Origin of the sequence: Pseudomonas sp. LTJR-52, assembly GCF_003691465.1 — a bacterium.
GTDB classification, from domain to species: Bacteria; Pseudomonadota; Gammaproteobacteria; order Pseudomonadales; family Pseudomonadaceae; genus Chryseomonas; species Chryseomonas luteola.
Map to the genome: position 1 here is coordinate 3,063,613 of NZ_CP033105.1, position 12,153 is coordinate 3,075,765.

Annotated in this window: 8 protein-coding genes; 1 reads left to right on the forward strand and 7 read right to left on the reverse strand. The window is 54.0% G+C overall.

Annotated elements, in window-relative coordinates; translation table 11 throughout:
* Positions 1–49: 49 nt before the first annotated feature.
* The gene (gene htpG, locus EAW52_RS14330; protein ID WP_122043007.1) at positions 50–1,948 is read right to left on the reverse strand and encodes a molecular chaperone HtpG; all 1,899 of its coding nucleotides are present in this window, start codon (positions 1,946–1,948) and stop codon (positions 50–52) included.
* Between the two features lie 277 nt (positions 1,949–2,225).
* On the opposite strand from htpG, the gene EAW52_RS14335 reads away from it, so the two are divergent.
* Positions 2,226–2,510 carry a hypothetical protein gene (locus EAW52_RS14335; RefSeq protein ID WP_122043008.1) on the forward strand — a complete coding sequence of 95 codons (285 nt, stop codon included), beginning with the start codon at positions 2,226–2,228 and terminating at the stop codon, positions 2,508–2,510.
* Between the two features lie 55 nt (positions 2,511–2,565).
* On the opposite strand, the gene brnQ is transcribed toward EAW52_RS14335, so the two are convergent.
* The 6 genes from brnQ to EAW52_RS14365 all read right to left on the reverse strand — a co-directional run bounded on the left by brnQ (position 2,566) and on the right by EAW52_RS14365 (position 11,999).
* Entirely contained in the window at positions 2,566–3,885 is a 1,320-nt protein-coding gene (brnQ, locus tag EAW52_RS14340) for a branched-chain amino acid transport system II carrier protein (protein WP_122043009.1), read from the reverse strand.
* 315 nt (positions 3,886–4,200) lie between these two features.
* The gene (sucD, locus tag EAW52_RS14345) at positions 4,201–5,088 is read right to left on the reverse strand and encodes a succinate--CoA ligase subunit alpha (RefSeq protein ID WP_003087428.1); all 888 of its coding nucleotides are present in this window, start codon (positions 5,086–5,088) and stop codon (positions 4,201–4,203) included.
* On the reverse strand, positions 5,088–6,254 hold the full coding sequence (sucC, locus tag EAW52_RS14350; RefSeq protein WP_019365384.1) for an ADP-forming succinate--CoA ligase subunit beta: 1,167 nt from the start codon (positions 6,252–6,254) through the stop codon (positions 5,088–5,090). Before sucC ends, sucD begins: the two co-directional genes overlap by 1 nt.
* A 151-nt stretch (positions 6,255–6,405) precedes the next feature.
* Positions 6,406–7,842 carry a dihydrolipoyl dehydrogenase gene (lpdA, locus tag EAW52_RS14355; protein ID WP_010797807.1) on the reverse strand — a complete coding sequence of 479 codons (1,437 nt, stop codon included), beginning with the start codon at positions 7,840–7,842 and terminating at the stop codon, positions 6,406–6,408.
* A 65-nt stretch (positions 7,843–7,907) separates the two neighbouring features.
* Entirely contained in the window at positions 7,908–9,131 is a 1,224-nt protein-coding gene (gene odhB / locus EAW52_RS14360) for a 2-oxoglutarate dehydrogenase complex dihydrolipoyllysine-residue succinyltransferase (RefSeq protein ID WP_122043010.1), read from the reverse strand.
* A 36-nt stretch (positions 9,132–9,167) separates the two neighbouring features.
* Positions 9,168–11,999: a 2-oxoglutarate dehydrogenase E1 component gene (locus EAW52_RS14365; RefSeq protein ID WP_026003888.1), complete on the reverse strand. Its 2,832-nt coding sequence runs from the start codon at positions 11,997–11,999 to the stop codon at positions 9,168–9,170.
* Positions 12,000–12,153 lie beyond the last annotated feature (154 nt).

A 12,153-nucleotide genomic window follows, 5' to 3' on the forward strand; every position in this document is an offset into this window, starting at 1 on the left:
TCGTTGGGTGTTAAAAGAAAGCCCGCCAGAAGCGGGCTTTATCAGCGCATCAGGCAGAAAGCTCTACCAGAAGCTTGTTGAGACGGCGTACGTACGCAGCCGGATCCTTGAGACTATCACCTGCAGCGAGAGCTGCCTGATCGAACAAGACATGAGCCAAGTCTACGAAGCGGTCTTCATCCTGCTCCATGTCCAGCTTTTCAATCAAAGGATGCTGTGGATTGATTTCAAAAATCGGCTTGGATTCAGGGGCCTTCTGGCCGCTCGCCTCAAGGATGCGACGCATCTGCAGACCCAGGTCCTGTTCGCCGATTGCCAGAATAGCCGGTGAGTCTGTCAGGCGATGAGAAACCCGCACTTCGCTGACCTCGTTATCCAGTGCCTTCTTGATGCGACCAACAAGATCTTCTTTGGCCTTGGCTATCTCTTCCTGAGCTTTCTTGTCTTCTTCTGAGTCAAGCTTGCCCAAGTCCAGATCGCCACGAGCGACGTCAACGAATGCCTTACTATCGAACTCAGTCAGGTAGCTCATCAGCCACTCATCGATGCGATCCGTTAGCAGAAGGACTTCGATACCCTTCTTACGGAACACTTCCAAGTGTGGACTGCTCTTCACCTGATTGTAGCTTTCGCCCGTCAGGTAATAGATCTTGTCTTGTCCTTCCTTCATGCGACCAATGTAGTCAGCGAGCGCGACGTCCTGCTCACCCGCATCTCCATGAGTCGATGCAAAACGCAGCAAGCCGGCAATCTTCTCACGGTTGGCAAAGTCCTCCGCCGGCCCTTCTTTCAGAACCTGTCCAAAAGCACTCCAGAACTGCTTGTATTGCTCCGGCTCGTTTTTGGCCAGCTTTTCCAGCATATCCAGGACCCGCTTGGTCAACGCCGACTTCATGGAGTCGATGACCGGATCCTTCTGAAGAATCTCACGAGAGACGTTAAGCGAGAGATCGTTGGAATCCACCACACCCTTGATGAAGCGCAGGTAAAGGGGCAGGAACTCGTCAGCCTGATCCATAATGAATACACGCTGCACATAAAGCTTCAATCCACGCGGCGCTTCACGCTGGTACAGATCAAAGGGCGCGCGTGCAGGTACATAAAGCAGCGAGGTGTATTCAAGTTTGCCCTCTACCTTATTGTGACTCCAGGTCAGAGGGTTCTCGAAATCATGGGAGACGTGCTTGTAAAACTCCTGGTATTCCTCATCCTTGACTTCAGTACGCGGCCGTGTCCACAACGCGCTGGCCCGGTTGACCGTTTCCCACTCCTGCTCTGAGGGTGCGTCCTCTCCGTGATGCTCTTTTGGCAACTCGATCGGCAGTGCAATGTGATCAGAATACTTCTTGATGATATTACGCAGACGCCAGCCGTCAGCGAACTCTTCTTCGCCTGTTTTTAGATGCAGAACGATGCGAGTACCACGCTCAGGTTTTTCGATGGTTTCAACATCGAACTCGCCCTCGCCTTTCGAACTCCAATGGACCCCTTCCGCAGCAGGCTGCCCAGCACGGCGGGTAAAGACATCCACTTTGTCCGCTACGATAAAGGCACTATAAAAACCGACCCCAAACTGGCCGATCAAGTGGGAATCCTTGCGCTGGTCGCCCGACAGATTCTTGAGGAAATCAGCGGTGCCTGATTTGGCAATAGTTCCCAGATGCGTAACGACATCCTCACGGCTCATGCCGATGCCGTTGTCCTCTATCGTGACAGTGCGTGCATCCTTGTCGTAGCTGATACGGATCTTGAGCGCGTCGCCGCCCTCAAGCAGCTCCGGCTTGGCCAGGGCCTCAAAGCGGAGCTTGTCCGCCGCATCGGATGCGTTGGAAACCAACTCCCGAAGAAAAATTTCCTTGTTGGAATACAGAGAATGAATCATGAGATGAAGCAGCTGCTTCACTTCAGTCTGAAAACCTAATGTTTCTTTCTGAGTCTCCACACTCATGGTTACGAACTCCACAGATGACGGTTGAGCCGCGATAGCGGTGATGGACGCAAAATGGGGGCAAGTCCTTATTTTTCAACCCAAAACGGATTGTAGGTCTCATATCCGGGCCATTTAAGCAAATGTCAGGAACTACCTGGCCATGATTGCTGCCAATAGGTCTGGCAGCCGTACCTGTTAGGCTCGCATACCGCCATAGACGCTAAGAAGGTCTACGCGGAACTTCGCTGTATACGTATGCTCGAAGTGCTGCCGTGAATTAAACAAGGAGAAGACCATGCAAAAACCTTTCGCTTACGCCCTGCTGCTTGCTGCAGCCCTTGGCTTAGCTGCCTGTGACAAGCCTTCCGAAGAAAAGGCACAAGACGCACAGCAATCCGAGCAGAAAGCTCAAGAACACATGAATGAAGCAGCCAAGGAAAGCAATCAGGCTGCTCAAGAGCGTACTGAAGCCGCCCAAGAGCAAGTTAAAGAAGCTCAGGATACCGGCACCAATACTTCTCCTCAGGGAAATCCGGACAAGCCTTTGCAAGGTGGTGATCCGAATACCAAGCAGCAGTAAGCTTGTAATAAAAAAGCCCGCAATAGCGGGCTTTTTTATTACCGGGAAAAAGCTCTTATGAAGCTCGCACGGCCTGTGGCTGGCCTTGCTGTCTATCCCAGAGCGTAGCCAATACACCCACTACAACCGATGGAATGAGCCACGCCAGCCCTTGATCTACCAACGGTAGCTTGGCTTCCAGCCATATAATCCAGCTGGCATCAAAACCTGCCGCCTTTATGCCATCTACAATGCCGAAGAGAAACGCAATCAGCATAACCGGGGCTACAACGCGTGAGGATGAATGCCACAGCCTGGAGCAGAAGCTAAGCACAACCAAGACAATGCACGGCGGATAAATGGCTGTTAGCACAGGTACGGATATTTGAATCAGGTGAGTCAAACCCAGATTCGAAACGAGTAGAGAAAAAAGCGCCAGTGCAACAACCAAAACTTTGTAAGGCAGATGCAGGGCTTCACTAAAATATTCCGCACAAGCGCAGGTCAATCCAACCGCAGTGACCAGACAGGCAAGCGAAATCAGACAGGCAAGGAAGATACTGCCAGGCTCACCAAACGTATACTGTACATAGGCATGGAGCACCTCTGCCCCATTAGTGGCCGCTGGTACCAGGGAATGACTGGTAGAGCCCAACTGGAATAGGCTGACGTAAACCAGAGCTAACCCGACACCTGCAATCAGTCCCGCAATAACAGCGTACCGCGTAATCAGTGTTGCTGATTCTATGCCGCGCGCCTTGATCGCATTTACGATGACGATGCCAAACACCAGAGCGCCCAAGGTATCCATGGTTAGGTAACCGTTGATGAAGCCCTGGGAAAACGCCTGTGCCTGGTAAGCTCTGACGGACTCGCCCGTCCCGCCGGCAGGCCATAGGAATGCCGCTGCTCCCAGAATGGCAAGCGCCAGGATTTTCAACGGCGCCAGGAAACGGCCCACCGTATCCAACAACCGACCTGGATAAAGCGATACCAGCAATACAACACAGAAATAGACAAGGCTGTAGAGAAACAGCGGTAGCGCCCCACCACCTGTAAGGGGCGCAAGCCCAACCTCGAATGAGACAGTTGCAGTACGTGGGGTGGCAAACAGCGGACCGACTGATAAATAGCAGACCGCTGCCAACAAGCCACCGGCTACCCGTCCGATTGGTGAACTCAGCGCATTCATGGCGCCGCCTACACGAGCTAAGGCAACCACTGTTAGTACAGGCAAGCCTACCGCTGTAATAAGGAAGCCAATAGCCGCAGCCCAAACGTGGGGACCGGCTTGCAAGCCTACAATCGGAGGGAAAATGATGTTACCCGCGCCTACAAAGAGAGCGAAGGTCATAAAGCCAAGCGCCAGGATATCCTGGCCTTTCAGAGATTTCATTTAAGGGAATACCGGATTCAGACAGATTGATCGCGAAGGGTTCCCGTTGCTTATTAGGAACGACGCCCGCTTGGCTAAAGCGGACCACTAATGGCTACCCTACTCTTTTGGAGACGGTGGCTGTGAAGGGTGCACATCCTAACGAAATCTGCAGGCAAAGGCAGCAAAAACGTCTTACACCCCGACTAAACGGGCCGAAATCAGGCCCTCGTGTAGCAGTATTGTCGATCGATCAGCGATTTACAGAACTAAAAATTTATCAGCCCTATAAAAACAAAGGCCACCTTAAAGGTGGCCTTTGCATCAAGGTAAGGCTTACGCCTTCTTGACTTCCCAACCAGTCAGCTCGGCCAGGGCCTTGCCGATATCAGCCAGGGAACGTACGGTCTTGACGCCTGCGTCTTGCAGCGCAGCGAACTTCTCGTCAGCAGTACCTTTACCGCCAGAGATGATTGCGCCCGCATGACCCATACGCTTGCCAGGAGGTGCAGTAACACCGGCAATGTAGGACACAACAGGCTTGGTCACATTGGCCTTGATGAAGGCTGCAGCCTCTTCCTCGGCAGAACCACCGATCTCACCAATCATGACGATCGCTTCGGTCTGGGGATCTTCCTGGAACAGCTTCAGAATATCGATGAAGTTGGAACCCGGAATCGGGTCACCGCCGATACCCACACATGTGGATTGGCCGAAACCTGCGTCAGTGGTTTGCTTAACCGCTTCGTACGTCAGCGTGCCGGAGCGAGAAACGATACCAACCTTACCTGGCAAATGAATGTGACCAGGCATGATGCCGATCTTGCATTCGCCGGGTGTGATTACGCCTGGGCAGTTTGGACCAATCAGGCGTACGCCCAACTCATCGCACTTGACCTTGGCATCCAGCATATCCAGCGTAGGAATGCCTTCGGTGATGCAAACGATCAGTTTGATACCACCAAACGCGGCTTCAAGAATGGAGTCCTTACAGAAAGGAGCCGGAACATAGATGACCGAAGCCTCGGCGCCGGTCGCTTCTACTGCTTCCTTGACCGTATTGAATACGGGCAGTCCCAGGTGAGTAGTACCACCTTTGCCTGGTGTTACACCGCCAACCATCTTGGTGCCGTAGGCAATAGCTTGCTCGGAGTGGAAAGTACCTTGGCTACCGGTAAAGCCCTGGCAGATAACTTTTGTGTCTTTGTTAATCAGGACGCTCATTACTTACCCTCCGCGGCCTTGACGACCTGCTGGGCAGCGTCGGTCAGGCTAGTTGCCGCGATGATGTTCAGACCGCTTTCGGCCAGGACCTTGGCACCCAACTCAGCATTGTTGCCTTCCAGGCGCACAACGACGGGAACCTTCACGCCGACTTCTTTCACTGCGCCGATGATGCCTTCAGCAATCATGTCGCAACGAACGATACCGCCGAAGATATTAACCAGTACGGCTTTAACATTGCTGTCGGACAGAATGATCTTGAACGCTTCGGTTACGCGCTCTTTGGTCGCGCCACCGCCTACGTCCAGGAAGTTGGCCGGCTTGCCGCCATGCAGGTTAACGATGTCCATGGTACCCATGGCCAGACCTGCACCATTGACCATGCAGCCAATGTTACCTTCAAGTGCAACGTAGTTCAGTTCCCACTTCTGCGCATGGGCTTCACGAGCATCATCCTGGGATGGATCATGCATTGCACGCAGCTTGGGCTGACGATACATGGCGTTGCTGTCGATATTGATCTTGGCATCCAGGCAGTGAAGGTCGCCATCTTTCTTGATGACCAGCGGGTTCACTTCCAGCAGAGCCAGGTCATAGTCCTGGAACAGCTTGGCCAGACCAACAAAAATTTGGGTGAACTGCTTGATCTGGTTACCGGTCAGGCCTAGCTGAAAAGCCAGCTCACGGCCTTGATAAGGCTGAGCACCTACCAGAGGATCAACGGTTGCCTTCAGAATTTTCTCAGGCGTGTCGTGCGCAACTTTTTCGATGTCCACGCCACCTTCGGTGGAGGCCATGAAAACGATACGGCGGCTGGAACGGTCAACGACCGCACCGAGGTACAGTTCCTTGTCGATGTCCGTGCAGGACTCAACCAAGATCTTGCTAACCGGCTGACCATTAGCATCAGTCTGGTAGGTCACCAAATTTTTGCCTAGCCAGTTTTGAGCAAACGCCTTGGCGTCTTCACGGCTCTTGACCAGCTTCACACCGCCGGCTTTACCACGGCCACCCGCATGAACTTGTGCTTTAACGACCCACTCGCTGCCGCCGATTTTGTCGCAGGCTTCCGCCGCTTCTTCCGGGGTGTCTACAGCGAAGCCCTTGGATACAGGCAGGCCGTACTCAGCGAACAGCTGCTTACCCTGATACTCGTGGAGATTCATGCTTATCTACCGTCTTCGTTAGGTATTGCGCATTTTCGGCGCTGCGCTCACTGGCGCCGCGCCACCTGTAACTGCCCTCTGGCAGTCCGGTGAGCGTTCCTGCGGCCCTCCCCTGGAGTAGCGGCGGGCTGCTCACCGTTGGTCTACCGTCTTAACGCTTCTTGCGGTTGGCAATATGAATGGCGTGGCCATTCACTGCCAGGGCCGCTTCATGCAGCGCTTCAGACAGTGTTGGGTGCGAGAACACCATCATGCCCAGGTCTTCGGCACTGGTGCCGAATTCCATGGCGATGGCGCCTTGCTGAACCAGATCCGCTGCACTTGGGCCAATAATATGAACACCTAGAACGCGATCGGTCTTGGCGTCGGCAATTACCTTGACCAGGCCAGCCGTATCGTTGGCCGCCATGGCTCGGCCACTTGCAGCAAACGGGAAGGTGCCGACATTTACTTCAACGCCTTCAGCCTTCAAAGCCTGCTCGGTTTTGCCGACCCATGCCATTTCCGGATGGGTATAGATAACCGAAGGAATCAGATCATAGTTCATCTGAGCCTTGTGACCTGCGATACGCTCGGCCACCATGACACCTTCTTCGGAAGCTTTGTGAGCCAGCATCAGGCCGCGTACACAGTCACCGATTGCGTAAACGCCGGGTACGCTGGTAGCGCAATAGTCATCAACATAGATGTATCCGCGCTCATCGCTCTCCACGCCGCAATCAGAAGCCAGCAGATCGGTCGTCACGGGACGACGGCCTACGGCTACGATCAGCTTGTCGAACGTCTGCTTCTGCTCACCGGTAGAGTCGGTAAAGGTCACGGTCACTTCGTTTCCGTTGACTTCCGAACCGGTTACACGTGTACCCAGACGAACGTTCAGACCTTGCTTGGTTAGAATCTTCAGGCCTTCCTTCGCAATTTGCTCATCGGCAGCCGGCAGGAATTTGTCCAGCGCTTCCAGAACAGTTACTTCGGCACCCAGACGAGCCCATACCGAGCCCAGTTCCAGACCAATAACGCCTGCACCAATAACGCCCAGACGCTTCGGAACTTCAGTGAAGTCAAGAGCACCCGTGGAGTCAACAACAATGCCTTCAACGAGCGGAGCCGGCGGAATTTCGATCGGACGCGAGCCCGAAGCCAGGATGACATTTGTCGCTTCGACAACTTGAGTCTGACCGTCCAGACCTGTCACTTCAACCTGCTTGTTGGCTAGCAGCTTGCCATGTCCTTCCAACAGCGTTACACCGTTGGCCTTGAATAGCGTGCCGATACCACCTGTCAGGTTCTTAACGATCTGATCCTTACGACCGATCATGGCAGGTACATCGATAGTCACGTTGGGTGCATCGATGCCGTGAACCTTGAAGCCTTCATGCGCTTCATGAAACTTGTAAGAGCTATCCAGTAGCGCCTTAGAAGGAATGCAACCTACGTTTAAGCAGGTACCACCCAGGGAGACCTTGCCTTCCTTACCCTTGTATCGCTCGATACAGGCAGTTTTCAGGCCGAGCTGCGCAGCACGGATGGCAGCCACATAGCCGCCAGGGCCGGCACCGATCACGACTACGTCGAATTTTTCGCTCATAAGTTTCATCCTATTTCGATAAACCGGACGGCTTCTTACGAAGCCGTCTCTATATATGGACCAGATTAGATATCCAGCAGCAGACGGGCCGGGTCTTCCAGCAGATCCTTCATGGTGACCAGGAAGGTTACGGCTTCCTTACCGTCGATCAGACGGTGATCATAGGACAGAGCAAGGTACATCATCGGCAGAATGACAACCTGACCATTCACTGCCATAGGCCGTTCCTGGATTTTGTGCATGCCAAGGATGGCAGTCTGCGGCGGGTTAACGATCGGAGTGGATAGCAACGAGCCAAAAACACCACCGTTGGAGATGGTAAAAGTACCGCCCTGCATGTCTTCCATGGTCAACTTGCCGGCTTTCGCCTTCTTGCCAAAATCAGCAATGGTACCCTCGACTTCAGCCAGGCTCATGAGTTCGGCATTGCGCAGCACCGGAACAACCAGGCCACGATCACTGGAAACCGCAACACCAATGTCCTGATAACCGTGGTAAACGATGTCGCTACCATCGATAGAGGCGTTGACGCCTGGCTGACGCTTGAGAGCCTCGGTCGCCGCCTTAACAAAGAAAGACATGAAGCCAAGGCGTACGCCATTGTGCTTCTTCTCAAACATGTCCTTGTACTTGGCGCGTAGCTCCATGATCGGCTTCATGTTGACTTCATTGAATGTAGTCAACATGGCCATGCTTGACTGAGCCTCGACCAAACGCTCGGCGACCTTGGCACGCAGACGTGTCATCGGTACACGCTTCTCGACGCGATCGCCTGCAGCAAAGGTCTGTGCCGGCGCAGCCGCTGCAGTCGGCTTGGCTGCCGGAGCGGAAGGCGCAGCTTTCTTGGCTTCGATAGCGGCTACAACGTCTTCCTTGGTTACGCGACCGCCTTTTCCGGTGCCCTTGATGCTGGCTGGATCCAGACCATTTTCTTCTGCCAGCTTACGAGCGGCTGGCGCCAGAATCGGATCCTCTTCATCCTGAGCTGCAGCAGCAGGCGCAGCAGACGGCGCTACGGCCGGAGCACTAGCGGCTGGCGCAGCAGCTGCAGCACCCTCCTCCACGCGTGCAATGACTTCTTCGCTCAGCACGGTGTCGCCTTCGTTTTTCAAGACTTCGGCCAACACACCGTCAGCGGGAGCCACAACTTCCAGGACAACCTTGTCAGTTTCGATATCGACCAGCAGTTCGTCCCGCTTTACGGCTTCACCAGGCTTCTTGTGCCAAGTAGCGACGGTGCCATCTGCAACCGACTCTGGAAATGTTGGGGCTTTGATCTCGATAGCCATTCTATTGGATTCCTTAATTCGTTTTATGCGCGCGCGTTAACCATTAAAAGCATCGTTCAGCAGTTTTTCCTGCTGCTCGGCATGCATCGAAGCGTAACCAACTGCCGGCGCAGCGGAGGCATCACGTCCTGCGTACTTAAGGCCAATCTCAGGCTTGAGCGCTGAAATGACGCGACGCATATGATGCTGACTGCAATACCAGGCACCCTGGTTCATAGGCTCTTCCTGACACCAAACAATATCCGTCAGATTGCTGTAGGCAGACATGACTTCTGTCAGGTCATCCTCAGGGAACGGATAAAGCTGTTCGATGCGTACGATCGCTGTATCTTCACGACCTTCGGTACGGCGCTTCTCAAGTAGGTCGTAATAGACCTTGCCGCTACACATGACCAGACGGGTTACCTTTTGCGGATCGATCGCATCGATTTCCGGTATAACAGTTTGGAACGAGCCTTCAGCCAAATCTTCCAGTGTGGAAATGGCAAGCTTGTGACGCAGAAGCGACTTGGGTGTTAGAACCACAAGTGGCTTACGCAGCGGACGAATAACCTGGCGACGCAACAGATGGTAGATCTGAGCGGGCGTGGTCGGTACGCATACCTGGATGTTCTGCTCGGCACACAGTTGCAGGTAGCGCTCCAGACGAGCAGAGGAATGCTCGGGGCCCTGTCCTTCATAACCATGAGGCAGCAGCATGGTCAGGCCACACAAGCGGCCCCACTTGATTTCGCCACTGGTAATAAACTGATCGATGACAACCTGCGCGCCGTTGGCGAAATCACCAAACTGCGCTTCCCAGATCACCAGTGCATTTGGTGTCGTCGTGGCGTAGCCGTACTCAAACGCCAGTACAGCTTCCTCGGACAGCAAGGAATCGTAGATCTCGAAACTTGGCTGATCTTCGCTCAGATGTTGCAGCGGAACATAAGGCACACCATCCTTCTGGTTATGAAGCACAGCATGGCGATGCGAGAACGTACCACGGCCAACATCCTGACCGGTAATACGAACCGGATGGCCCTCATGCAGCAACGTGGCATAGGCCATGGTTTCCGCGTAGCCCCAGTTGATCGGGAGTCCACCAGCACTCATCTTCTGGCGATCTTCGAGGATTTTGCCAACCTGACGCTGTACAACCAGGCCTTCCGGCAGCTGCAGCAACTTGTTGGATAGTTCCTGCAAAGTCTTCAGGTCAAATCGAGTGTCGTGACGTGCGGTCCAGGCATGTCCCAGGTAGGGGCGCCAGTCAACGAACAGACCTTTGTTCGGCTCCTTGACCAGGCTCGCCACCACATGGCGCCCTTCGTCCAAGGCACTACGATAGTTTTCGAATTGAGCCTGTACCTGCTCGGCGCTCATCACACCGGCCTGTACCAACGCATCCGCATAAAGGTCACGTGTGGTGCGCTGCTTGGTGATTTGCTGATACATCAGCGGCTGAGTACCACTGGGTTCGTCAGCTTCGTTATGGCCACGACGACGATAGCAAACGAGGTCAATGACTACGTCACGTTTGAAATGCATGCGGTAGTCGACCGCCAGCTGTGTCACGAAGAGAACCGCTTCCGGATCATCACCATTCACGTGGAAGATAGGCGCCTGCACCATTTTGGCAACATCAGTTGCATACTCGGTAGAACGGGCATCTTCCTGGCGGTTTGTGGTAAAGCCGACCTGGTTGTTGATGATGATATGCAGCGTGCCACCGGTTTTGTAAGCCCGGGTCTGGGACATCTGCAGGGTTTCCATCACTACACCCTGCCCTGCAAAGGCCGCATCACCATGAATGGAAATCGGAACAACCTTGTCGCCGGATTTGTCGCTACGACGATCCTGACGTGCGCGTACCGATCCTTCCACCACTGGAGAAACGATTTCCAGGTGTGACGGGTTAAAGGCGAGCGCCAGGTGAACCTCTCCACCTTCAGTCATTACGTTAGAGGAGAAACCCTGGTGGTACTTCACATCACCGGAGCCCAACTCAACGATTTTCTTGCCCTCGAACTCATCGAAAAGATCGCGAGGATTCTTGCCTAGCGTGTTAACCAGTACGTTCAAGCGGCCGCGGTGGGCCATACCGATTACGATCTCCTGGGCGCCATAGGAGCCGGAGCGCTGAATGATTTCGTCAATCAGCGGAATGAGGCTTTCTCCACCCTCCAGGCCAAAGCGCTTGGTGCCCGGATACTTGGTACCCAGATACTTTTCCAAACCCTCTGCGGCCGTTAAGCGCTCGAGCAGATGTGTCTTGGCTTCGGCGGAATATTGAGGACGCCCACGGACACTTTCCAGACGCTGCAGGAACCAGCGGCGCTCCTCAGAATCGACAATATGCATGAACTCCGCACCGACAGTGCGGCAATATGTCTCTTGCAGAGCATCCCGTATTTCCCGCAGAGTTGCCTCTTCTTTGCCGAAGTACAACTCGCCGGTGCGGAAGGTCGTATCGAGATCTGCGTCAGTCAACCCATAGTGATTGAGTGACAGGTCGGCAGGCGCTTGACGCTGCCACAACCCCAGCGGATCCAGACTCGCAGCCTGATGGCCGCGCATACGATAAGCCTGAATAAGGCGCAGAACTTCGACCTGCTTTTTCTCATGCTCACTGCTAACTGTACCTGCTGAGACAGGCTGGGCACGGCGTTGATTTTTTGCCAGGAGAACGAAGTGATCACGGATCGCTGAGTGCGATACGTCAGGGGAGAAATTTCCATCTGCAGGAAGCTTCTGGAAATAGGAGCGCCATTCCTCAGGAACAGCATTGGGATCGTGCAGATAGAGCTCATAGAGCTCTTCGACATAGGAGGCATTCCCACCTGATAGGTGAGCGCTTTCCCACATCCGCTGCATAACGCTTTCGTGCATTTAAGTCACCCCTCGGTCAGGGACAACACCATCGAGTCATACTGCGCGCCAGAAAGCTATACAGCATTCATTGATGTCCGGGCACCAGCCCGGTTGCCCCTAATATGTATTCAATCAACCGGCAGAGCCTACGCCTTGCAGGTCGCTTTAGAGC